Origin of the sequence: Sphingomonas montana (assembly GCF_001956315.1) — a bacterium.
GTDB lineage: Bacteria > Pseudomonadota > Alphaproteobacteria > Sphingomonadales > Sphingomonadaceae > Sphingomonas_R > Sphingomonas_R montana.
This window is the reverse complement of sequence record NZ_KV887143.1, coordinates 89,947-113,199: the sequence shown is the minus strand read 5'-3', so window position 1 is coordinate 113,199 and position 23,253 is coordinate 89,947. Positions and strand designations below refer to the sequence as shown.

Here is a 23,253-nt window from a genome sequence, read left to right as displayed (position 1 = left end):
CGGCGGGGGCGCGATAGCCGCTGGGGGCGCAGCTTTCAACCTGCCGATGCGGCCAGACGCGCAACGATCAACCCGCGGACCGCATTGCCGACGCGGAATCCGTTGCGCAGGTCGTCGCGGGTCAGGTCCGCCGCGACCGCCCGCCCCTCGGCGATCAGCCGCTGTCGCAGCACCCCGGGCAACAGGCCCGCATCCAGCGCGGGCGTCCGCATCGGGCCGTCCCCGACGAACAGGCTGGTGAAACTGCCTTCCGTCAAACGGCCGTCGGGTGCCTCGAACAGCACTTCCCACGTGCCCGCCGCGGCGCGGGCCGCATCGTAGAAACCGCGATCGCTGGTCTTGTGCATCAGCCGGAAATCGCGTGGATCGACCGGCAGCGGGACGATCGTCACGTCGACCGGTCCGTCCGGCACCGGCGGCAGGGCGCGCGCCTCGATTGCCATCGCCCCCGACCGTGCCAGCATCAGCCGGACGCGCGCGCCGGTCCGCAGCCGGAAGGTCGCCGCCTGCAATTCGTTGCGCACATCATGCCGATCGAACCCAAATCCCAGCGCCGCCGCCGATCGTTCCAGCCGCGCCATGTGGCGGTCCAGATCGCACAGCCCTTCCATAGGATCGAACCGCATCGTTTCGATCAGGTCGAACGGTCGTGCGCCGGTGCCGACGAAGCGCGCCTTGGCCTGCGCCTCCGCCCATTCGGCATGAAGGTCCGAATCCGCGACGATCCCCGATCCCAGCCCCATCGTCGCGATCCCCGTTCCCGCTTCGACCCGCAACGTCCGGATCGCCACGTTGAACGCCGCGTCGCCATCTGCCGCGATCCGCCCGATCGTCCCGGTATATACGCCGCGGGGCCAGGGTTCGGTTGCAGCGATGATTTCCATCGCCCGAATCTTGGGCGCGCCGGTCACCGATCCGCATGGAAATGTCGCGGCCAGTACGTCGACTCCACTCTGGCCGGGCTTCAGCGTCGCGGTGACGGTGGAGGTCATCTGATGGATCGTGGGATAGGTTTCAACCGTGAACAGGTCGGGCACCGCCACGCTGCCCGCCACCGCCACTCGCGCCATGTCGTTGCGCAGCAAGTCGACGATCATCAGGTTTTCGGCCCGTTGCTTGGGGTCGGTCGCCAGCGCATGTTTCGCGGCGGCATCTGCGGCGGCATCGGCCCCGCGTGTTGCGGTGCCCTTCATCGGCCGCGCGGTCAGCCGGTCGCCGGCCACCGTGAAGAACAGTTCGGGCGAACAGGACAGCAGGTGACGCGCCCCGTCCCACAGCAGCGCACCCCAGCCGCCGGCCGCCGCGGCGCGCAGCCGGGCGTACAACGCGCACGGATCGCCCGCCACGGCGATGTCCGCCGGAAAGGTCAGGTTCGCCTGGTAGATATCGCCCGCCGCGATCGCCGCCTGGACATGGCCGAATGCACCGGCATAGGCGGCGAAATCGATCCGCGGCACGACCGGCCCGGTCGCGGCCCCGGCCGGATCGGGCAACCAGTCCGTCGCCACCACCGCATCGACCGCTGCGAACAGCCCGAACCAACCGAGCGGCATGCCAGCATCGCCGGCCGCGGCCAGCTTGGGTTCCAGCGCCGCGCCGGCACCATAGGCAAGATACCCCGCCGCGTGCAGCCCCGCATCCCGTGCCAGACGTAGTTCGCCGAGCAACGCCGCGACATCTGCCGCCCGGTCCGCCTGCAGCACCCGCACCGGATCGCGATACAGCATCGCGACGCCATCCGGCCGCTGATCGTCGATGAGTACGAACGGGGCGGACGGCCTGTCGATCATGCCAGCCCCAGCGTTTCGCGGCGGGCCCAGCGCACCATCATCAGCACGGCTACCACCGCCAGTCCGCTGGCCAGCCCGATCCACACGCCCATCCCGCCCATCTGCTGGTGGAAGCCGAGCCACACCCCCACGCCGAGCCCGATCACCCAATATCCGAACAGCGCGAACGCCATCGGCCATGCGGTATCGTGCAATCCGCGCAGCATGCCGGCCCCGACCGCCTGCGCACCATCGACCACCTGGAACAGCGCGGCGATCGCCAGGAACGAGACCGCCAGCGTCACGACCTCCGCATTGGCCGGGTCGCCCACGTCCAGAAACGCGGACACCAGCAGCCGCGGCACTGCCAGCAGCACCGCCGCCATCAGGCACATGAAGCCCGTCGTCAGCCCGAACGTCGTCCAGCCAGCGCGCGCGACCGCGGCCCGGTCGCCGCGTCCGCTCGCCAGCCCCACGCGTACTGTCACCGCCTGCGCCATCCCCAGCGGCACCATGAACGACAGCGCGGCGATCTGGATCGCGATGGCATGCGCCGCAAGCGACGCGGTGCCCAGCAACCCCATCAGGAACACCGCCGCGTTGAACACCGTTACCTCCAGCGTCAACGTCACCGCGATCGGCAGGCCGAGCCGCCACAGCTGCGTGAACCGTGACCAGTCGCTGCGCCACCACCGCCCGAACAGGCGGTATCGCCGGAAGCGGCGGTCCACCACCGTCACCGCCGCCAGTCCGCCGAACATCAGCGTGTTCGCGATCGCGCTGCCGATCCCCGCGCCCACCAGCCCGAGCGGCGGGATGCCGATCGCGCCGAAGATCAGCACCGCATTGATACCGGCATTGACGAGCACCGCCAGCGCCGCGATGACGAGCGTCCACCCCGGCCGGCCGACCGCCGCCATGAAACTGCGCAACACCAGAAAGCCGTAGGCGGGCAGCAGGCCCCACATCGTCGCGCGGACGAACCCCTGCGCCGCACGCGACAGCGCCGGGTCCTGCCCGAACGCGACCAGGATCGCGCCGGCATGCCACAGGATCAGCCAGAACGGCACCGCCAGCACGACCGCGGACCACAGGGCCTGCCGCACGGTACGCCGTACGTCGCGCACCGCATGTGGTCGCGCGCCCAGCGCCCGCGACAGCATCGGCGACGACGCGGTCACCACGCCCGTCCCGAAGAACAGGCAGGCGGTGATGAGGTTCACGCCCAGCGCACCGGCGGCGAGCGTATCGGGGCCGACGAGTCCGAGCAGCGCGACATCGGTCGCGTTGATCGCCGCCTGCGCCACGTTGGTCAGCACCAATGGTGCGGCCAGTGCCAGCGTGGCGCGGATCTCGGTGATGACGGGCGACGACATGAGACCGCCTTAACCAGCGCAGGTCGGATCGTCACCCCGGCGTTGTATCAGCGACATTACGCCCCAGCACCGCCAACCCTGACGTCCATCAGGGCGACACTCGCAAGGTGCCGGCCCTCTCCTCAAACCAGGTCCGGTGCGCGCGCCTCCGCACGCAACGTCGCGATCGCGTCTTCCAGCTTCATCATCGTCTGCGCCTGGCTGCCCAGCCGGCGAATCGCGACGGTGCCTTCCTCCGCCTCGCGCTTGCCGACCACCAGCAGCACCGGCACCTTGGCCAGGCTGTGTTCGCGCACCTTGTAGTTGATCTTTTCGTTGCGCACGTCACGGTCCGCGCGCAGTCCGGCCGCCGCCAGCTGCTTCATCACTTCGCCGGCGTAGTCGTCGGCGTCAGACACGATCGTCGCCACCACCGCCTGCACCGGTGCCAGCCAGAGCGGGAAGCGCCCGGCATGATGCTCGATCAGGATGCCTAGGAACCGTTCGAACGTCCCCAGGATCGCGCGGTGCAGCATCACCGGCCGGTGCCGCTCGCCATCCTCGCCGATATAGCTCGCGTCCAACCGCTCGGGCAGGACATAGTCCAGCTGGATCGTTCCGCACTGCCACGTCCGCCCGATCGCGTCGGTCAGGTGGAATTCCAGCTTCGGCGAATAGAACGCGCCTTCGTTCGGCAGTTCCTCCCAGCCATATTCCGGCCCGGCCCGGCCAGCGGCGCGCACCGCATCGCGCAGATTGCCCTCCGCACGGTCCCACATCTCCTCGGTCCCGAACCGCTTGTCCGGCCGCAGCGCAAGCTTGATCGCATAGCTGTCGAAGCCAAGATCCTTGTAGACCGTGTCGAGCAGGTCACAGAACAGCCGCACCTCCTCGACGATCTGATCCTCGCGGCAGAAGATATGCGCATCGTCCTGCGTGAACTGCCGCACGCGCATGATGCCGTGCAGCGCGCCGTGCGGCTCGTTGCGGTGGCAGCAGCCGAACTCCGCCAGCCGCATCGGCAGGTCGCGGTACGATTTGATCCCCTGGCGGAAGATCAGCACATGCGCCGGGCAGTTCATCGGCTTCAGCGCCATCAGGTCGCCCTCGCCGGTCAGCACCGGACCCTCGTCCTCGGTGTTCGGCACCTCGTCCGGCACCACGAACATGTTCTCGCGATACTTGCCCCAATGGCCGGACGCCTCCCACTGGCGCGCGTCCATCAGCTGCGGCGTCTTCACCTCGGCATAGCCCGCCGCATCCAGCCGGCGACGCATATAGGCCTCCAGCTGACGCCAGAGCAGATAGCCGTTGGGATGCCAGAACACGGATCCCTGCGCTTCGGACTGCAGGTGGAACAGGTCCATCTCCTGCCCAATGCGCCGATGGTCGCGCTTGGCCGCTTCCTCGATCCGCGTCATGTGCGCGTCGAGCTGCTTCTTGTTCAGCCAACCGGTGCCGTAGATCCGGCTCAGCATCGCGTTCTTCTGGTCGCCGCGCCAGTATGCGCCCGACACGCGGGTCAGCTTGAACGCCGCGGGGTCGAGCTTGCCCGTCGACACCATGTGCGGCCCGCGGCACATGTCGAGCCACGCCCCCTGGCGATAGATCGTCAGTTCCTCGCCTTGCGGAAGCTCGGCGGCCCATTCGGCCTTGAACGTCTCGCCCTGCGCGGTCCAGCGGTCGATCAGCTGCTGCCGGCTCCACACCTCGCGCACGAACGGCTCGTTGCGCGCGATGATCGCCCGCATCTCCGCCTCGATCGCGGGCAGGTCCTCTTCGGTAAACGGCCGGTCCTTCGGCGCGAAGTCGTAATAGAAACCGTCGTCGGTCGCCGGGCCGAACGTGATCTGCGTGCCGGGGAACAGATGCTGCACCGCCTCCGCCATCACATGCGCCAGATCGTGGCGCACCAGTTCCAGCGCGTCCTTCTCGTCCTTCGCGGTGATCAGCGCGAGCTGCGCGTCGCCGTCGAACGGCCGTATGATATCGCGCACCGCCCCGTTGACGCGCGCGGCGATCGCCGCCTTGGCCAGGCCGGGCCCAATCGCCGCGGCGATATCGGCCGGGGTCGTGCCGGCCGGCACCTCACGCAACGAGCCGTCGGGAAGGGTGATCCGAAACATCTGTGTCATGGCCGGGCTTATGCGCCAGCGCGGCGACGGGGGGCAAGCCAGGACTGTCAGGGTTTTGCGAGCGTGTATCCCAGCAACGTCTCGGTCTGGATAACCCGCCCGCCACGGCTGACCGACACACGGGCCGCGCCCGTATCCGGCACCAGGACGTCGTAGCGATAGCCGGCGTTCAGGAACCGGAACCGCGTGATCCGTCCGACACGCGCCCGCACGCCCCCGACGATTGTAAGCGTGGCGGCATTGCTCCGCCCGAACCCCGCGCCCTCGACCACCGGGCCGCGCCGCATCGCATCGAAACTGCGATAGACGATATGGCCGCCGTCCTGCGTCACCAGGATGCTGCGTCGGGCATCCAGCCCCATGAAAACTGTATTGGCCGCCCAGCGACAGCCGAGCGTCCGCCCGTTCAGCGTCACGGACGAGAAGGTGGGCGTCCGTGCCGCCGCGGGATCGGCCAGCACCGCCGGCTGCACATACCGAATATCGCCGGCCGGACGACCCGCCAGCGTCAGCGGATAATGGACCTGGCTCATCCCCGCCTCACCCGCCCCGACGCCATATTGCCGCGTCACGACGTTGCCCGTTCCACGTGAAACCATGCTGATACTGCTCCGACCGCGATCGACCCGGCCGACCAGGGCGGCAATCGGTTGATCGACCGCATCGCACAGGAACCATCCGGGCCGGGGGTCGGGCGCTGCGATCATCGTGGTGGCGGCCAGCAGGGACAGTGCGATCATGGCGGTTCGACGCATCGCGACTGCTGCGGTTCCCGCTACGCCTCCGTGGAACTTGACCGGATGCCGCCTTTCCCGCTCTAACCCGTTCGACATCATCCGGAGCATCGTCTTGGCGAAACGCCTTACCCTCTACATCCTGATCGGCATGGTGCTCGGCATCGTCGTGGGGTTCGTGCTCAACAAGGCGATCGCTCCCGCCGACATCAAGGGTGCGACCGACGGCTTCACGATCGTCACCGACATCTTCCTGCGCCTGATCAAGATGATCATCGCGCCACTGGTCTTCTCGACGCTCGTCGTCGGCATCGCGCATATGGGCGACACCGCGGCGCTCGGTCGGATCGGGGCGAAGACGATGGCGTGGTTCCTGTCGGCCACGGTCGTTTCGCTGACCCTCGGGCTGATCCTGGTAAACCTGCTCGGGCCGGGCCGCGGATTGTCGCTGCCGCTCCCGCCGGTTTCCGAATCGCTCGGCCTGGATACCAAGGCGTTCAATCTTCACGAGTTCCTGACGCACATCGTCCCGACCTCGATCTTCGATGCAATGGCGAAGAACGACATTCTGCCGATCGTCGTGTTCGCGCTGTTCGTCGGCGTGGCACTCACCGCGATCGGGGAAAAGGCGTCGCCGATCGTCCGCGGCATGGAGTCGCTGGTCGCGCTGATGCTGCAGATCACCGACTATGTGATGCGCGCGGCCCCGCTGGCGGTGTTCGCAGCGATCACCCATGCCGTCGCGGTCAACGGGCTGGAAATCCTGCTGACGTTCGGCAAGTTCATCGGCAGCTTCTATCTCGGCCTCGCGGTCCTGTGGCTGGTGCTCTTCCTGGCCGCGTTCCTGTTCATCGGGCCGCGCATCACCCTGCTGATCCGCTACATTCGCGAACCGATCCTGCTCGCCTTTTCGACCGCGTCGTCGGAGGCCGCCTATCCCCGCACGCTGGAGGCGCTCGACCGGTTCGGCGTGCCGCGGCGGATCGCCAGCTTCGTGCTGCCGCTCGGCTACTCGTTCAATCTGGACGGGTCGATGATGTACATGACCTTCGCCAGCCTGTTCATCGCGCAGCTCTACGGCATCGACATTTCGGTGGGGCAGCAGATCACGATGGTGCTGATCCTGATGATCACGTCGAAGGGCATGGCCGGCGTGCCGCGCGCCAGCCTTGTCGTGATCTCCGCCGTCATGGGCAATTTCGGCATTCCGGAGGCCGGGCTGATCCTGATCCTGGCGGTCGACCAGTTTCTCGACATGGGCCGTTCGGGCACCAACGTCGTCGGCAACGCGATCGCGACCGTCGTGGTGGCGAAGTGGGAAGGCCAGCTGGAAGTCCGCGAACCCGCCGAGATCGAGCCGCCCCACGCGCCGACCCGCACCGCAACCGCCGGCCGCGCGGGCTTGGATATCGACCCGCACGCCTGAGCAGTCTGCTCCCCGGCGCAGGCCGGGGACCAGGCGCAACACCCCACCCCACCCTCAGCACATATTCCATGCTACACCCCACGCATGCCAACCCACACCCGCCCCAACCGCCCCGCGCTCAGCTACCATCACCGACGCGGCACCGGCCCGACGATCGTCTTCCTCCCCGGCTATGCCTCCGACATGACCGGGTCCAAGGCTCTCGCGCTCGACGCGTGGGCCGCCGGCATCGGCCGGGCGATGCTACGCCTCGACTATGCCGGCTGCGGCGCCAGCGCGGGCGCGTTCGAGGACCAGACGCTCACCGACTGGCGCGACGACGTCCTCGCCCTGATCGACACGGTCGTGGACGGCCCCGTCCTGCTCGTCGGGTCCTCGATGGGCGGCTGGCTCATGCTGCTCGTCGCGCTCGTCCGGCCCGACCGGATCGCCGGCCTGATCGGCATCGCCGCCGCGCCAGATTTCACCGCATGGGGCTATGACGACGCTGCCTGCGCGATCATGGCGCGCGAGGGTCGCTTCGTCGAACCGTCCGACTATGGCGATCCGATGGTCATCACTCACTGCTTCTGGGAAAGCGGCCAGGCCTCCCGGCTTCTCGACGCCCCGATCGGCATCGATAAGCCCGTCCGGCTGCTGCACGGACAGGCCGACCGCGACGTGCCGTTCGCCATCTCGCTGCGCCTGGCCGACACGCTGCGTTCAGCCGACGTGCAGACGACCCTCGTCAAGGACGGCGATCACCGGCTGTCGCGACCGCAGGATATCGCCCTGCTGATCGCGACGGTCGCCCGGCTGCTGGACATGTCATGATCGCGCTATTCCTTCTGCTGCAGGCCGGCCCCGCCGTTCCTGCGACCCTCCCCGCCCAACGGTTCGACGCCTGCACCGCGCTGGCAAAGACCGACGCCGCAGCCGCGGTGGCGGAGGGCGAGCGCTGGGTAGCGGCCAATGGCGGCGTGCCCGCCCGGCTTTGCCTGGGCCTCGGCTATGTCGCGCAGGAACGCTGGGCACCGGCCGAGATCGCCTTCGCGCAGGCCGCGACGCAGGCGGAGTCCGTCCACGACGGCCGGGCCGCGTCGCTCTGGGTACAGGCGGCGAACGCAGCCCTGGCGGGGGACGATCCCGCCAGGGCACGGTCCGACCTGGACAAGGCACTCGCCCTGCCGGTGCTGACCGACATCCTGCGCGGCGAGGCCTATCTCGACCGGGCACGCGCCGGTGTCGCGTTGAACGACCTCCCCGCCGCCCGGATCGACCTCGATCAGGCGCTGAAGCTGGTCCCCGCCGACCCGCTCGTCTGGCTGCTGTCCGCCGCGCTTGCCAGGCGGCAGGGTGACGTGCGCCGTGCGGTGCGCGATCTGGCGGAGGCACGCACCCGCGATCCCCGCGCGCCCGAGATTACCGAGGAAGCGGCCCGCATCGCCGCGATGCCGACTAAACCGGTGTCGCCGAACGGCCGCTAGGCGACGCAGCGGCCAATGGCGCGGCATTGCACCCTGCACGATCACGCCTAGATTGTGGGCATGCGATACCTCCACACCATGATCCGGGTCACCGACCCCGCCGCCACGATCCGTTTCTTCGAGCTGCTCGGCCTGAAAGAGGTCAAGCGGATGGAGAATGAAGCGGGCCGCTACACGCTGATCTTCATGGCGCCGCCGGGCCAAGAGGATGCTCAGGTCGAACTGACCCATAATTGGGATCCGGAGGACTATTCCGGCGGGCGCAATTTCGGTCACCTGGCGTACCGCGTCGATGATATCTACGCGACCTGCCAGACGCTGATGGAGGCCGGCGTGACGATCAACCGTCCGCCGCGCGACGGCCACATGGCATTTGTGAAGACGCCCGACGGCATCTCGATCGAACTTCTCCAGGACGGCAGCCTGCCCCCGCAGGAACCATGGTCGTCGATGCCCAACAGCGGCAGCTGGTAACATGATCCAGGTCGCCTACGTCCCCGTGCTGTCCGATAATTATGTCTGGATCCTGCATGACGATGTCGCCGGCGACACGGTCGTGATCGACCCAGGCGAGGCCGAGCCGGTGCTGACCGCCGCCGCCGCCCGCGGCTGGACGATCGGCCAGATATGGAACACCCACTGGCATGCCGACCATGTGGGCGGCAATGCCACGATCAAGGCGGCGACTGGCTGTACCATCACCGGTCCGGCAGCGGAGGCGGATCGTATTCCGACGCTTGACCGCACCGTGGCGGAAGGAGATCGCGTTACAATCGGTGAAGTTGAAGCGTGCGTACTGGCCGTCCCGGCACACACGGCCGGCCATATCGCCTATCATTTCGCCGACCCCGCCATGCTGTTTTCGGGCGATGTCGTCTTTGCGATGGGCTGCGGCCGCCTGTTCGAAGGCACGCCGGCACAGATGCATGCGGCGCTCGGTCGGATCGCGGCTCTGCCGGACGAAACGCTGATCTACGGGGCGCACGAATATAGCGCGGCCAACGCGCGCTATGCCCTGGTCGCCGAACCGGACAACATGGCCATCCGCGATCGCGCCGCGACGATCGAACGATTGCGTGCGGACGGGATTGCCACGCTGCCGACCACCGTGGCGCTGGAACGGGCAACCAACCCCTTCGTTCGGGCGAAAGACGTCGCGCAGCTGGCGCAGCTGCGCGCCGCCAAGGATACATTCCGCGGATAGACCGCACCGCGACAGGAGACCGGCCATGCTCGTTCGGATATCGACGGCGTTCCTCATCGCTACTGTCGCCTTGCCTGCCGTCGCGGCGCCGCGCGCCGACCTTTCGGTTCGACATTCCCCTGCACTGGACAAGGAACTTGCCGGTACGGTGGCGGGCAAGCCGGTGGACTGCATCAGCCTGCCACGCGTGCGCAGCTCCATGACGCTGTCGAACCCCGATACGATCATCTACCGGATCGGGCGCACCCGTTACGTGAATCAGCCGGCGGGTGGCTGCAACCTCCGGTCCGATCCGATCATCGTGTCGCAGCCCCCGTCGACGCGACTCTGCCGCGGGGACATCATCTCGCTCGTCGATCGCAGTTCGCGGTTTCCGGTCGGGTCGTGCGGATTGGGATCGTTCGTGCCTTATACGCCGGCGAAATAGCCTGGGTTATTTCCGGTAGAGCGCATCCAGCCGCGGTCCGTAACGGGCCCGAATAACGTGACGGCGGATCTTCAGTGACGGCGTCAATTCCTCGTTCGCGATCGAGAAGGGCTCGTCCGCCACCGCGATCCGGCGAATCTTCTCCGTCACCGAGAGCCCCGCATTGACGCGGTCGACCGCCGCCGACAGCGCACGTGCCAACCCGGGATCGTTGGGCGCCGCGACGGCACCGACGCCATTGACCACTGCCCACTCCCGCACCCAGTCCGGGTCGGGCACGACCAGCGCCACCAGATGCGGGCGCCGATCGCCATAGACCATCGCCTGCAGGATTTCCGGTTCCAGCGTCAGCATGCCCTCGACCCGCTGCGGCGCGACGTTGTCGCCCTTGTCGTTGATGAGCAGGTCCTTCTTGCGATCCGTGATGACCACCCGGCCGCCATCGTCGACATGACCGATATCGCCGGTGTGCAGCCAGCCATCGACCAGCACGCGCGCCGTTTCCGCCGGGTTGCGCCAATAGCCGTGCATCACGCATTCGCCGCGGACCAGTATCTCACCGTCCGGCGCGATCCGCACCTCCGTCCCCATCAGCGGTGGCCCGACCGTATCCATCTTGATGCCGGCGGCCGGCCGGTTGCACGAGATGATCGGTGCCGCCTCGGTCTGTCCGTAGCCTTGCAGCAAGGTGACGCCCAGCGCATCGAAGAATGTGCCGACATCCGGGTTCAGCGGCGCGCCGCCCGATACCATCGCTTTCAACCGGCCGCCGAACTTCGCCGAAATCTTCGGGCGCAGCGTGCGCGACAGGATCAGGTCCATCGGCAGATCGCGCCAGCGCGCACGCCCCGCCATCCGGCCCGCACCGATCGCCAGCGCGCGGGCCATCAGGTAATTGGGCACCCGCCCCTGCTTGGCGACCTGCTTCAATATGCGCGTGCGCAACACCTCGAACAGTCGCGGCACCACGACCATGATCGTCGGCCGCACTTCCTCGATGTTGCTGGCCAGCTTCTCCAGCCCCTCGGAATAATAGATCTGCCCGCCCAGCCCGATCGGGAAGTACTGGCCCCCGCTATGCTCGTAGGCGTGCGATGCCGGCAGGAAGGACAGGAACACCTCGTCTCCCCATCCGAAATCCGTCGAGATGACGTCGATGCAGCCGGCTACATTCTGCAGGATCGCGCCATGATGCTGCCGCACCCCGCGCGGGGCGCCGCCCGTGCCGGATGTGTACAGGATGCACGCCAGATCGGCCCGCGCGAAATCCGCGCCGGCGGCACACCGTCCGACGTCGGCGGGGCCGGCCACCAGCGTCCGCCAGTCGGCGAACCGGACATCGCCCGATTGCTGGCCGACGCCCATCGGATCGATCCCGACGATCAGGTCGCAATGCGTCGATCGCAGGACGGCCGGAAGCAGCGTGCGCGCCAGCCGCGCGGTCGACACGATCACCGCCCGCGCGCCGCTGTCGCTCAGGACATGCGCATGGTCGCGTTCCGTGTTGGTGATGTAGGTCGGTACGGTCACGCACCCCGCCGCCATGATCGCAAGATCGGCCACGCACCATTCTGGCCGGTTCTCCGACACCAGCATGACCCGGTCGCCCCGGTCCAGCCCCATGTCCCGCAACGCCGCGGCCAGCGCCGCGACTTGCTCCGCCGCCGTCCGCCAGCTGATCGACGTCCAGCTTCCGTCCTGCTTGGTCCACAGGAACGGCGCGTCGCCGCGTTCCGCCGCGCGGGTGAAGAACATCGTGACCAGATTGGGAAAGATTTCCAGTTGCCGCATGTCCGCTCCTGCCCGGCCCGTCACACGCGCCCCTATCGCCGTCGATCCTACCCCCGCCGCCCGGCCCGGCAACGATAATCGGATCAAACTATCCGGTGCCGACCGCTTCGGTGACGCTGCCGAACCCGTCGCGCGTCAGCAGCGCGGGCAGGTCGCGCGTCATCCGCCGCGCCAGCCCCGGCCCTTCATAGACCAGCGCGGAATAGAGCTGCACCAGCGATGCGCCCGCCCGGATTCGGGCATAGGCATCCGCCGCCGATCCGATCCCGCCCGCGCCGATCAGCGGCATCGCGCCTCCCGTCGCACTGCGGAAATCGCGCAGGCACTGCAGCGCCGGGCCACGCAGCGGTACGCCGGACAGCCCCCCCGCCTCGCTTGCGTGGCGTGATCGCAGCGGCGGCCGCGCGATCGTGGTGTTCGATACGATCAACGCGTCGATCCCGCTGTCGATCGCGGCACGCGCGATCCCGTCGATCTGCGGCCCGTCCAGGTCGGGCGCGACCTTCAGGAATATCGGCACCGTCCCCCGCGCGGCCTGGACCGCCGCGAGCAACGCGGTCAGCTCGCTCCCGGTCTGCAACCCGCGCAAGCCCGGCGTATTGGGTGAACTGATGTTGACCGTGACGTAGTCCGCCACTGTGGACGCGCGCGCCACGCCGGTGGCATAGTCCGCGATCCGGTCGGTTGCGTCCTTGTTCGCGCCGACATTGACGCCCACGATGCCCTTCGGCCGCCGGGCGGCGAGCCGGGCCAGCCCCGCATCCAGCCCGCCATTGTTGAATCCCATCCGGTTGATGACCGCGCGGTCGGCGGGCAGCCGGAACAGTCGAGGCCGCGGATTGCCGTCCTGCGCCAGCGGCGTCAGCGTGCCCACCTCGACGAACCCGAACCCCAGCGTCAGGAAGCCGGCGGCCGCCTGCGCGTTCTTGTCGACCCCCGCCGCCAGCCCGATGGGGTTGGGAAATGCGATGCCCGCCACCGTCGTCGTCAGTACCGGATCGACCTTCGGCACGCGTTCGGGCAGCCGCGTCAGCCCCGCGATCGTCAGGGCATGGGCGCGTTCCGCGTCGATGCGGAACAGCAGGGGGCGGACGAGATCGAAGGCGCGCATGCCCACCGCTATGGCAGGCCCGACGCGGGGTCGCTAGGCTGACCGCACATGACAGGGGATCTCGACACCATGCGTCTCGTCCATATGCTTCTCGCCGGTACGATCGTGGCCGCCGCGCCGGCCTCCTTCGCCGGCGCGCAGCCCGCCGTCCGGGCGACGGCACCGACCGCCGTCGCGCCGGGTCCGCAGGATGCCGCGCTCGCCGCATTCTTTGCTGCGGTCGATGCTGCCCAGCTGGCCCGCAGCCCGCAGGCCAAGGCCTATCGCGGCATTCGCGACGGCGATTACGGCAAGCTCGACGACGGCAGCGAGGCGGCCCGTCTGCGCGACTACACCGCCGACCAGGCGGCACTTGCCGACATGAAGCGGCGGTTCGATCCGGCCAAGCTGTCGCCCGACAGCCAGCTGTCCTACGAACTGTTCGTCCAGCAGGCGGATCGCCGCCGGGCCGCCTGGGCGTATCGCGCCAACGACTATATGTTCGATCAGATGAATGGCGTGCAAAGCCGGCTGCCCGCGTTCCTCATCAACATTCACCGCATCACCAACCGCGCGGATGCCGATGCCTATGTCAGCCGGCTGCGTGCCATCGGGCCGGTAATGGACACCGCCATAGCGACCGCGGCCCGTCGCGCGAAACTGGGCGTCCAGCCGCCGAAATGGGTCTATCCCTACGTCATCTCGGATGCGCGCAACGTCATCACCGGGGCACCGTTCGGGCCGGGTCCCGATGCGCCGCTCTATGCCGACCTGAAGAGCAAGGTCGCCGCGCTCGCTATTCCAGCGGCCGACAAGGCCCGGATCCTGCAGTCCGGCGCGGATGCGATGGTCCGTATCGTGAAGCCCGCCTACGACCGCCTGATCGTGGCGATGACCGCGCAGGAGAAGACCGCCGGCACCGACGACGGCATCTGGCGGTTCAGGGACGGCGCCGCTTACTATGCCGAACGGCTGAAGAACTACACCACCACCGCCATGACCCCCGACCAGATCCACCAGGTCGGGCTCGACAATGTCGCGCGCATCCACCGCGAGATACAGGCGATCATGACACAGGTCGGCTTCAAGGGTTCGTTGCAGGACTTCTTCGAGTTCATGCGCACGGACAAACGCTTCTACGCGCCCAACACGCCGGACGGCCGGGCGCTGTATCTGGCGGAAACGGAGAAGGCGCGGGCGGCGGTAACCGCGAAACTGCCGATGTGGTTCGGCGTCCTGCCAAAGGCACCGCTGGTGGTGAAGGCGGTCGAACCGTTCCGCGAAAAATCGGCCGGCAAGGCGTTCTACCAGAGCCCAGCCCCGGACGGATCGCGGCCAGGCACCTACTATGCCAACCTGTACGACATGGCCGACATGCCACTGTTCGAGGTCGAGGCGCTGTTCTACCACGAAGGTATTCCGGGCCATCATCTGCAGCGCGCGATCCAGACGGAACTGACCGAATTGCCGCCGTTTCGCCGCTATGGCGGGTTCACCGCCTATACCGAGGGGTGGGGCCTTTATTCGGAGAAGCTGGCCAAGGACATGGGCCTCTATACCGATCCCTATCGCGACTTCGGCCGGCTCCAGCTCGAATTGCATCGCGCGATCCGGCTGGTCGTCGATTCCGGCCTACACCACAAACGCTGGACCCGCGAACGCGCGATCCAGTATGTCCGCGACAACAGCGCGGACGCGCCCGGCGGGATCGTGAAGGCGATCGAACGCTACATCGTCTATCCGGGGCAGGCGACGGCCTATCTCGTCGGCCGCCTGAAGATCAGCGAACTGCGCGACCGGGCGCAGGCGCAACTGGGCCAGGCCTATGACGTCCGCGCGTTCCATGATGTCGTGCTGAAGAGCGGCCCGCTGCCGCTCGATATCCTCGAACGCCGGGTCGACGCCTGGATTGCCGCGACGAAGGCCTCGTAGCGGCGGGGATCGCGGCGGCGGGTCGTCCCGCATAGACCATTGACCCCCATGCTGCCGCATAGCAGCATAGGGGCATGGCCACTTCCCCTCCGATCACCCAAAACCCGGACATCCGCTTTCTCGGGCGGATCCTGGGCGATGTCATCCGCGCCTATGGCGGGGACACGCTGTTCCGGCGGATCGAATATATCCGTTCGGTCTCGGTCGATCGCGCGCGCGGCGTGGCCGGGGCCGACACGATCGACACCGGGCTCGATGCGCTCGGACTCGACGATACGCTTGCGTTCGTCCGGGGCTTCATGCTGTTCTCCATGCTCGCCAACCTGGCCGAGGATCGGCAGGGCGTCGCCGCGGAGCCGGGGGCGGACATCGCCGCTGCGCTCGACCGGTTGGCGGCCGAGGGCGTGTCGCGGGCCGATGCCGCCGCCCTGCTCGATCAGGCGCTGATCGCCCCGGTCCTGACCGCGCACCCGACCGAAGTGCGGCGCAAGAGCATGATCGACCATCGCAACCGGATCGCGGCGCTCATGGCGCTGCGCGACGCGGGCGAAACCGAAACCGCCGACGGCGACATGATCGACGCGGCGATCGCCCGCCAGATCGCGCTGTTGTGGCAGACCCGCCCGCTCAGGCGCGAACGGCTGTACGTCGCGGACGAGGTCGAAACCGCGCTCGCTTACTTGCGCGATGTCTTCCTGCCCGTGCTTCCGGCACTCTACGGCCGCTGGGAACGGGCGCTCGGGCACCGACCGAAGAGTTTCCTGCGGCCCGGCAGCTGGATCGGCGGCGACCGCGACGGCAACCCGAACGTCAACGCCGATACGCTCGAATCGGCGCTGTGCCGCGCCTGCGACGCGGTGTTGAGCGACTATCTCGACCGGCTCCACGCGCTGGGGGCCGAACTGTCGATCTCGACCGAACTCGCCACCACCACCGCAGCCGTCACCGCCCTGGCGGACCGCAGTCATGACGATGCGCTGGCGCGGCGCGACGAACCCTATCGCCGCGCGGTCAGCGGCATCTATGCGCGGCTCGCTGCGACTTATCGCGCGATCATAGGCCATGAGCCGGCCCGCCCCGCACTGCTGCCGGGCGATGCCTATCCCGATCCGCAGGCGTTCCGCGCCGACCTGGTCGAACTGGCGCGCGCACTGGCCGCATCGGGGGAAGGCCTGCTCGCCACCGGCGGCGCGCTCAGCCGGCTGATCCGTGCGGTCGAGACATTCGGCTTCCATCTGGCCACGCTCGATCTGCGCCAGAATGCCGATGTCCACGAACGCGTTGTCTCCGAGCTGCTCGCCGCGTCCGGCGTCGAACCGGATTATCTGGCGCTGGACGAAGACGCACGGATCGCACTCCTGCGCCGCGAACTGGCCGGCACTCGGCTGCTGTCGTCGCCCTTCGCCACCTATTCCGACGAGACCACCTCCGAACTGGCCATCGTCCGCGCCGCTGCCGCCGCGCACCGCCGCTACGGCAACCAGTCGATCACGACCTATATCATCTCAAAGGCCGCGACCGTGTCGGACCTGCTGGAGGTCTGCGTCCTGCTCAAGGAAGCGGGGCTTTACCGCAGCGAGGCGACGCCGCAATCGGACCTGATGGTCGTTCCGCTGTTCGAAACGATCGAGGATCTGGAAGCTGGACCCGCCGTCATGCGGGCCTGGTTCGCACTGCCGGAAATCGCCGCGATCACCGGCAACCGCGGCCATCAGGAGGTGATGGTCGGCTATTCCGATTCGAACAAGGACGGCGGTTACCTGACCTCGGTCTGGAGCCTGAACCGCGCCAGCCGCGCGCTGGCGGACGTCTTCGCCGAATCGGGCACGCGGATGCAGCTGTTCCACGGGCGCGGCGGCGCGGTCGGGCGTGGCGGCGGATCGTCGTTCGCCGCGATCCGCGCACAGGCCCCCGGCACCGTCCAGGGCCGGATCCGCATCACCGAACAGGGCGAGGTCATCGCGGCAAAGTTCGGCACGCGCGAAAGCGCCATCGCCAACCTGGAAGCCACGACCGCCGCGACCCTGCTCGCGACGCTGGAGGCACCGACGCTCAGCGCAGCCGACACCGCGCGCTTCTCCGCCGCGATGGACCGGCTGTCGCACGATGCGTTCACCGGCTACCGCGAACTCGTCTACGGAACCGATGGATTCCGCACCTTCTTTCGGCAATTCACGCCGATTGCGGAAATCGCCGATCTCAAGATCGGGTCCCGCCCCGCCAGCCGTACCAAGTCGGATCGGATCGAGGACCTGCGTGCCATACCCTGGGTGTTCAGCTGGGCACAGGCACGCGTCATGCTGCCCGGCTGGTACGGCGTCGGCGATGCGCTGGCGCGGTTCGAGGACAAGGGCCTGCTCCGTGACATGGTCGCCGGCTGGCCGTTCTTCCAGGCGACGCTCGCCAACCTCGAAATGGTGCTGGCCAAGTCGGACATGGCGCTGGCCGAACGTTATACCGTGCTGGTCGAGGATCAGACGCTGGGCATGGGCATCTTCGGCCGGATCCGTGCCGCATGGGATACCACTCATGCCGGCCTGCTCGGCATCACCCGCCAGACCCGGCTGTTGGAACGCAGCCCCGCGCTCGATGCATCGATCCGGTTGCGGTTGCCCTATATCGAACCGTTGAACCTGTTGCAGATCGAACTGCTCAAGCGTCACCGAGCGGGCGAAACCGACGCGCGCATTCGGGAGGGGATCCAGCTCTCGATCAACGCCATCGCCACGGCGCTCCGGAACAGCGGGTAGCATTATGGCCGTCATCTCGGCGCAGGCCGGAATCTCTCTCCTGTGAAGCGCGCACTTCAAGCCCAAGGGAGATCCCGGCCTTCGCCGGGATGAAGGACGGCGGGCTTGTCCCTGTCGCCCATCTCGGCAAAATCACCGCGCGATACCACCCGCCGCCAGTACCGCCAACGTCACCAGTTCACTGGCCGTCGCCGACATCGTCGCGATCTGCACCGGGTGCTTCAGCCCTACCAGCATCGGGCCGATCACCGCATCGCCGCCGAGTTCGCGCAGCAGCTTGGCCGAGATGTTGGCCGATTGCAGCCCCGGCATCACCAGCACGTTGGCCGGGCCGGACAGCCGGCTGAACGGATAATTCTTCATTACCGCCGGATTGAGCGCAACGTCGGGCGCCATTTCCCCCTCATATTCGAAGCCAACGTCGCGTCCGTCCAGGATCTTCACCGCGTCGCGGATATTGTCGACCCATTTGCCGTCCGGGTTGCCGAACGTCGAATAGCTCAGGAACGCGACGCGCGGTTCCTGACCCATCCGCCGCGCGACCTCGGCCGTATGTTCGGCGATGTCGGCAAGCGCCGGACCGTCAGGCCGCTCGGTGACGGTGGTGTCGGCCATGAAGACGGTGTGGCTGCGCCCGACCATCACATGGATGCCGAACGGCCGCCGTCCGTCGATCGGATCGATCACGCGCATCACCTGCCGTAACGTCTGGGCGTAGGTGCGGGTGACCCCGGTGATCATCGCATCGGCCTCCCCCAGTTCCAGCAGCAGCGCGCCGAAGATGTTGCGGTCCTGGTTGACCATCGCCTCTACCTCACGGCGCAGATAACCGCGCCGCTGCAGCCGGGCGTAGAGCGTATCGACCATCCGTTCGATCAGTGGCGAATTGCGGCTGTTGTGCAGTTCGAACGTGGACGGATCGTCGACGCCCAGCGCGCGCAGCTTGTCCGGCACTTCGTCGCGCCCGACCAATACGGGCGTACCCAGCCCCGCCTCGCGAAATGCGATCGCCGCGCGCAGCACGGTCTCCTCCTCAGCCTCCGCGAACACCACGCGCTTGGGGCTGCGGCGCGCGCCTTCATAGGCCAGCTGGAGGATCGACGTGGTGGGGTTCAGCCGCGCCTTCAACGCATCGCGATACGCGTCCATGTCCGGGATCGGCCGCCGTGCGACGCCCGTATCCATCGCCGCCTGCGCCACGGCCACCGGCACGATCTCCAGCAACCGCGGGTCGAACGGGGCCGGAATGATGTACTCGCGGCCGAACCGCGGCGCAGTGCCGCCATAGGCGATCGCCACCTCCTCGGGCACCTGCTGCCGTGCGAGGTCGGCCAGCGCGCGGGCCGCCGCGATCTTCATCTCGTCGTTCACGCTGGTCGCCCGCACGTCCAGCGCGCCACGGAAGATGAACGGGAAACCGAGGACATTGTTGACCTGGTTCGGATAGTCCGAACGGCCCGTCGCGATGATGACGTCCGCGCGCACCGCCTTTGCATCTGGCGGCAGGATTTCCGGATCCGGGTTCGCCATCGCGAAAATGATCGGGTCCGGCGCCATCGACCGGACCATGTCCGGCGTCAACGCGCCCTTGACCGACAGGCCCAGGAACACATCCGCCCCCGCCACCGCATCGGCCAGCGTGCGGGCGTCCGTCGCCGCGGCATGCGCCGACTTCCACTGGTTCATGCCTTCCGTCCGGCCCTGGTAGATCACACCCTTGGAATCGCACATCACGACGTTTGTGGCACTGACACCCATGGCCTTCACCAGTTCGGTGCACGCGATCGATGCCGCGCCCGCCCCGTTCACGACGACCTTGATATCCTTCAGGTTGCGGTTGGTCAGGTGGCACGCGTTGATAAGCCCGGCGGCCGCGATGATGGCCGTACCGTGCTGGTCGTCATGGAACACCGGGATGTTCATCCGCTCTTTAAGCGTCTGTTCGATCACGAAGCATTCCGGCGCCTTGATATCCTCCAGGTTGATCCCGCCGAAGCTGGGCTCCATCAGCTCGACCGCCGCGATGAACTTGTCGACATCCTCGGTCGCGAGTTCGATATCTATCGAATCGACGTCGGCGAACCGCTTGAACAGGACGGCCTTGCCTTCCATCACCGGCTTGGATGCCAGTGCGCCCAGATTCCCGAGGCCCAGGATCGCGGTGCCGTTCGAGATGACCGCGACCAGATTACCCTTGGCGGTATAGTCGTAGGCGCAGTCGGGATCGGCGGCGATCGCCAGCACCGGCACGGCGACCCCGGGCGAATAGGCCAGGCTTAGATCGCGCTGCGTCGCCATCGGCTTGGACGCGATGATCTCGATCTTCCCCGGCCGGCCCTGGCTGTGGAACAGCAAGGCCTCCCGCTCGGAAAACTGAATGATGCTCATGCCGTCTCTCCGTCCATTTTCCGCATTAGTGGGCGAAGCGGACGGGGGGGACAAGCGTGGATCCACGCACCCCGGCGCGTCTTCGCTTCAATCCGGCCGCGGTACGGGCTAGGACCGTGCCACATGGCACGATCGCAACAGACCGACGGGGTCACCGACACCGGCACCGCAACGCCGATGATGGCGCAATATCATGTGCTGAAGGCCCAGGTGCCGGATTGCCTGCTGTTCTACCGGATGGGCGACTTCTTCGAACTGTTCTTCGACGATGCGAAGGCCGCCGCCGCCACGCTCGACATCGCGCTCACCGCGCGCGGCATGCATGACGGGCAACCCGTCGCCATGTGCGGCGTGCCGGTCCATGCGGCGGAAGGATATCTGGCGCGACTGATCAAGGCGGGTCACCGCGTCGCCATCGCCGAACAGACCGAAAGCCCGGCGGAGGCGAAGAAGCGCGGCGGATCGAAATCGCTCGTCGCGCGCGGCATCGTGCGGGTCGTCACCGCCGGCACGCTGACCGAAGAATCGTTGCTGGATGCGAAGGCCGCCAACTGGCTGGTCGCGCTGGCGGAGGCAGGCGGCGAACTGGCGATCGCGGCAGCGGATATCTCGACCGGCCGGTTCGAGATCGGATGCGTGCTCCGCGGACAACGCGACGCGGAACTGGCGCGTCTGTCCGCCGCCGAGATCGTCGTTCCCGACACGCTGGAGGACGCCCCCCACGGGGCCTACCCCTGCCCGCGCGCCCGGTTCGACAGCGCCGCGGGCGAAGCGCGGATGAAGACGCTGTTCGGCGTTGCCACGCTGGACGGCTACGGCGCATTTTCCCGCGCCGAACTGTCGGCGGCGGCCGGGCTGCTCGCCTATCTCGACAATGCCGGGCAGGGTACGCTGCCGTTCCTGCAACCCCCCGAGCGCCGCCAGGCCGCGGGCCATATGCTGATCGACGCGGCGACGCGCGAAAGCCTGGAACTGACGCAGGCGACGGACGGTGGCCGGCGTGGCAGCCTGCTCGACGCGGTCGACCGGACGGTGACCGGCGCAGGTGCCCGCCTGCTGCGTGCCGATATTGCCGCCCCCCTGACCGATCGGGGTGCGATCGAGGCCCGGCTGGATCTGGTCGCGCTGTTCGAAGCGGACGCAGCCCTCCGCGATACGGTCCGCCGTGCGTTGAAGGCGCAACCGGACATCGGCCGTGCGCTCGGCCGGATCGCGGCGGGCCGCGGTTCGCCGCGCGACGTCGGCCAGCTCCGCGACGGGCTGGCGGAGGCACGCGGCCTGCACGATCGGCTGGGCCGGCTGGACGACCAGCCGGCCTTGCTCATGACCCTGCTGCCGCAGCTTGCCGGGCATGGTGCGCTGGTGGATCAGCTTACGCGCGCCCTGGTCCCGATGCCGCCCGTCGATGCGGACAAGGGCGGCTACATCGCCGAAGGCTATGACGCCGCGCTCGATACGCTGCGGGCGTCCGGCGGCGACGGACGGCGCGCGATCGCCGGGCTCGAGGCACGCTACCGCGCCGAAACCGGCATCGCCACGCTGCGCATCCGTCACAACGGCGTCCTCGGCTATCATGTCGAAGTCGCCGCGCGTCATGCCGATCCGCTGATGCGCGCGGAATCCGGCTTCACCCACCGCCAGACGCTGGCCGGCGTCGTCCGGTTCAATGCGCCGGACCTGCACGATCATGCGGTCAAGGTGGGACAGGCCGGCGCGCATGCCTTGGCCGCCGAAGCGGCGCATCTGGAGGAACTGACCCAGGCCGTGCTCGACCGGCGCCACGCGATCGCCGGCACCGCCGATGCGCTCGCCCGTATCGACGTCGCGGCCGGGCTGGCCGAGCGGGCTGGCGAAGGCGGCTGGTGCCGGCCGACGCTCGTCGATCACAGCTGTTTCGACATCGTCGGCGGGCGGCATCCGGTCGTAGAACAGGCGGTGGCGTGTGCCGGCGGGCGGTTCGTCGCCAACGACTGTGCCCTGTCGGAGGAAAGCCGGCTGTGGCTGGTGACCGGGCCCAACATGGGCGGCAAGTCCACCTTCCTGCGCCAGAATGCGGCGATCGCGGTGCTGGCGCAGGCCGGCAGCCCGGTGCCCGCGACGTCCGCCACACTGGGGCTGGTCGACCGGTTGTTCAGCCGGGTGGGCGCGTCCGACAATCTGGCGCGCGGCCGATCGACCTTCATGGTGGAAATGGTCGAGACCGCGGCGATCCTGGCGCAGGCGACGCCGCGCAGCTTCGTCATCCTTGACGAGGTCGGCCGTGGCACGTCGACCTATGACGGTCTCGCCATCGCCTGGGCGGTGGTGGAGGCGATCCACGACCGCAATCGTTGCCGCTGCCTGTTCGCAACCCATTATCATGAACTGACCCGGCTGGCCGAGCGGCTCGATGCCCTGACCCTCCATCACGTCCGTGCGCGGGAATGGAAGGGCGAACTGGTCCTGCTGCACGAACTGGTGCGGGGTCCGGCCGATCGCAGCTACGGGCTGGCGGTGGCCAAGCTGGCGGGGCTTCCCGCCCCCGTCGTCGCCCGCGCCAAATCGGTGCTGGCGAAACTGGAGGCGGGGCGTAACGCCACCGGGGGTCTGGCTGCCGGGCTGGACGACCTGCCACTGTTCGCGGCGGCCGCGGCAGCCGAACCGAAGGTCGATCCGTTACATGCCGCGCTTGCCGCGGCCGATGCAGACGCGCTCACCCCGCGCGAGGCGCTGGAACTTGTCTACCGCCTCAAGACGATCTTGGAGAATGATCCGGGGTGACGCGATCGAACAGGCGCCCGGCCCCT

16 protein-coding genes are annotated in these 23,253 nt (G+C 68.0%); 9 read left to right on the top strand and 7 right to left on the bottom strand.

The features are described 5' to 3' along the window. Nucleotides 1-35: 35 nt before the first annotated feature. The 4 genes from pabB to BKY59_RS04000 all read right to left on the bottom strand — a co-directional run bounded on the left by pabB (nucleotide 36) and on the right by BKY59_RS04000 (nucleotide 5,999). Nucleotides 36-1,790: an aminodeoxychorismate synthase component I gene (gene pabB, locus BKY59_RS04015; RefSeq protein ID WP_076068807.1), complete on the bottom strand. Its 1,755-nt coding sequence runs from the start codon at nucleotides 1,788-1,790 to the stop codon at nucleotides 36-38. Continuing rightward, complete coding sequence (locus BKY59_RS04010) at nucleotides 1,787-3,145, bottom strand: MATE family efflux transporter (RefSeq protein WP_076068806.1); 1,359 nt, start codon at nucleotides 3,143-3,145, stop codon at nucleotides 1,787-1,789. The genes pabB and BKY59_RS04010 overlap by 4 nt, the downstream gene beginning before the upstream one ends. Nucleotides 3,146-3,267: 122 nt before the next feature. Next, a complete protein-coding gene (gene thrS, locus BKY59_RS04005; protein ID WP_076068805.1) occupies nucleotides 3,268-5,259 on the bottom strand; it encodes a threonine--tRNA ligase in 1,992 nt (663 codons plus the stop codon). 47 nt (nucleotides 5,260-5,306) lie between these two features. Continuing rightward, nucleotides 5,307-5,999 (bottom strand): hypothetical protein, encoded by a 693-nt coding sequence (locus BKY59_RS04000; protein ID WP_076068804.1) that lies wholly within the window; start codon nucleotides 5,997-5,999, stop codon nucleotides 5,307-5,309. Nucleotides 6,000-6,108: 109 nt separating this feature from the next. Here BKY59_RS04000 and BKY59_RS03995 point away from each other — a divergent pair, with 109 nt between their 5' ends. The 6 genes from BKY59_RS03995 (at nucleotide 6,109) to BKY59_RS03970 (ending at nucleotide 10,516) form a co-directional block, all read left to right on the top strand. Then, nucleotides 6,109-7,419, top strand: a complete 1,311-nt coding sequence (locus tag BKY59_RS03995) for a dicarboxylate/amino acid:cation symporter (RefSeq protein ID WP_076068803.1) — start codon at nucleotides 6,109-6,111, stop codon at nucleotides 7,417-7,419. An 84-nt stretch (nucleotides 7,420-7,503) separates the two neighbouring features. Continuing rightward, the gene (locus BKY59_RS03990) at nucleotides 7,504-8,232 is read left to right on the top strand and encodes an alpha/beta fold hydrolase (RefSeq protein WP_076068802.1); all 729 of its coding nucleotides are present in this window, start codon (nucleotides 7,504-7,506) and stop codon (nucleotides 8,230-8,232) included. Further along, the gene (locus BKY59_RS03985) at nucleotides 8,229-8,885 is read left to right on the top strand and encodes a tetratricopeptide repeat protein (protein ID WP_129586187.1); all 657 of its coding nucleotides are present in this window, start codon (nucleotides 8,229-8,231) and stop codon (nucleotides 8,883-8,885) included. Before BKY59_RS03990 ends, BKY59_RS03985 begins: the two co-directional genes overlap by 4 nt. A gap of 60 nt (nucleotides 8,886-8,945) precedes the next feature. Next, nucleotides 8,946-9,359, top strand: coding sequence for a VOC family protein (locus BKY59_RS03980; RefSeq protein ID WP_076068801.1), 414 nt, complete (start codon nucleotides 8,946-8,948; stop codon nucleotides 9,357-9,359). A 1-nt stretch (nucleotide 9,360) separates the two neighbouring features. After that, complete coding sequence (gene gloB / locus BKY59_RS03975) at nucleotides 9,361-10,089, top strand: hydroxyacylglutathione hydrolase (RefSeq protein ID WP_076068800.1); 729 nt, start codon at nucleotides 9,361-9,363, stop codon at nucleotides 10,087-10,089. A 25-nt stretch (nucleotides 10,090-10,114) separates the two neighbouring features. Continuing rightward, entirely contained in the window at nucleotides 10,115-10,516 is a 402-nt protein-coding gene (locus BKY59_RS03970) for a hypothetical protein (protein ID WP_076068799.1), read from the top strand. 6 nt (nucleotides 10,517-10,522) lie between these two features. Here the strand turns inward: BKY59_RS03970 and BKY59_RS03965 are convergent, their stop codons facing one another. Both BKY59_RS03965 and BKY59_RS03960 read right to left on the bottom strand, forming a co-directional pair. Then, complete coding sequence (locus tag BKY59_RS03965) at nucleotides 10,523-12,307, bottom strand: AMP-dependent synthetase/ligase (protein ID WP_076068798.1); 1,785 nt, start codon at nucleotides 12,305-12,307, stop codon at nucleotides 10,523-10,525. An 88-nt stretch (nucleotides 12,308-12,395) separates the two neighbouring features. Continuing rightward, the gene (locus BKY59_RS03960; RefSeq protein ID WP_076068797.1) at nucleotides 12,396-13,418 is read right to left on the bottom strand and encodes a quinone-dependent dihydroorotate dehydrogenase; all 1,023 of its coding nucleotides are present in this window, start codon (nucleotides 13,416-13,418) and stop codon (nucleotides 12,396-12,398) included. A 48-nt stretch (nucleotides 13,419-13,466) separates the two neighbouring features. Between BKY59_RS03960 and BKY59_RS03955 the strand changes: the two genes are divergently transcribed. Continuing rightward, entirely contained in the window at nucleotides 13,467-15,329 is a 1,863-nt protein-coding gene (locus tag BKY59_RS03955; RefSeq protein WP_240499947.1) for a DUF885 domain-containing protein, read from the top strand. Between the two features lie 74 nt (nucleotides 15,330-15,403). Then, nucleotides 15,404-18,079 (top strand): phosphoenolpyruvate carboxylase, encoded by a 2,676-nt coding sequence (gene ppc / locus BKY59_RS03950; protein ID WP_076068795.1) that lies wholly within the window; start codon nucleotides 15,404-15,406, stop codon nucleotides 18,077-18,079. A 132-nt stretch (nucleotides 18,080-18,211) separates the two neighbouring features. Here the strand turns inward: ppc and BKY59_RS03945 are convergent, their stop codons facing one another. Beyond that, nucleotides 18,212-20,467 (bottom strand): NADP-dependent malic enzyme, encoded by a 2,256-nt coding sequence (locus BKY59_RS03945; RefSeq protein WP_076068794.1) that lies wholly within the window; start codon nucleotides 20,465-20,467, stop codon nucleotides 18,212-18,214. A 177-nt stretch (nucleotides 20,468-20,644) separates the two neighbouring features. Between BKY59_RS03945 and mutS the strand changes: the two genes are divergently transcribed. Then, nucleotides 20,645-23,227, top strand: coding sequence for a DNA mismatch repair protein MutS (mutS, locus tag BKY59_RS03940; RefSeq protein ID WP_076068978.1), 2,583 nt, complete (start codon nucleotides 20,645-20,647; stop codon nucleotides 23,225-23,227). Nucleotides 23,228-23,253 lie beyond the last annotated feature (26 nt).

What these genes read in the sequence shown, in the direction of transcription:
- pabB (WP_076068807.1), bottom strand. Translation starts at nt 1,790, where the DNA reads ATGATCGACAGGCCGTCCGCCCCGTTCGTACTCATCGACGATCAGCGG.
- BKY59_RS04010 (WP_076068806.1), bottom strand. Translation starts at nt 3,145, where the DNA reads ATGTCGTCGCCCGTCATCACCGAGATCCGCGCCACGCTGGCACTGGCC.
- thrS (WP_076068805.1), bottom strand. Translation starts at nt 5,259, where the DNA reads ATGACACAGATGTTTCGGATCACCCTTCCCGACGGCTCGTTGCGTGAG.
- BKY59_RS04000 (WP_076068804.1), bottom strand. Translation starts at nt 5,999, where the DNA reads ATGATCGCACTGTCCCTGCTGGCCGCCACCACGATGATCGCAGCGCCC.
- BKY59_RS03990 (WP_076068802.1), top strand. Translation starts at nt 7,504, where the DNA reads ATGCCAACCCACACCCGCCCCAACCGCCCCGCGCTCAGCTACCATCAC.
- BKY59_RS03985 (WP_129586187.1), top strand. Translation starts at nt 8,229, where the DNA reads ATGATCGCGCTATTCCTTCTGCTGCAGGCCGGCCCCGCCGTTCCTGCG.
- BKY59_RS03980 (WP_076068801.1), top strand. Translation starts at nt 8,946, where the DNA reads ATGCGATACCTCCACACCATGATCCGGGTCACCGACCCCGCCGCCACG.
- gloB (WP_076068800.1), top strand. Translation starts at nt 9,361, where the DNA reads ATGATCCAGGTCGCCTACGTCCCCGTGCTGTCCGATAATTATGTCTGG.
- BKY59_RS03970 (WP_076068799.1), top strand. Translation starts at nt 10,115, where the DNA reads ATGCTCGTTCGGATATCGACGGCGTTCCTCATCGCTACTGTCGCCTTG.
- BKY59_RS03965 (WP_076068798.1), bottom strand. Translation starts at nt 12,307, where the DNA reads ATGCGGCAACTGGAAATCTTTCCCAATCTGGTCACGATGTTCTTCACC.
- BKY59_RS03960 (WP_076068797.1), bottom strand. Translation starts at nt 13,418, where the DNA reads ATGCGCGCCTTCGATCTCGTCCGCCCCCTGCTGTTCCGCATCGACGCG.
- BKY59_RS03955 (WP_240499947.1), top strand. Translation starts at nt 13,467, where the DNA reads ATGACAGGGGATCTCGACACCATGCGTCTCGTCCATATGCTTCTCGCC.
- ppc (WP_076068795.1), top strand. Translation starts at nt 15,404, where the DNA reads ATGGCCACTTCCCCTCCGATCACCCAAAACCCGGACATCCGCTTTCTC.
- BKY59_RS03945 (WP_076068794.1), bottom strand. Translation starts at nt 20,467, where the DNA reads ATGAGCATCATTCAGTTTTCCGAGCGGGAGGCCTTGCTGTTCCACAGC.
- mutS (WP_076068978.1), top strand. Translation starts at nt 20,645, where the DNA reads ATGATGGCGCAATATCATGTGCTGAAGGCCCAGGTGCCGGATTGCCTG.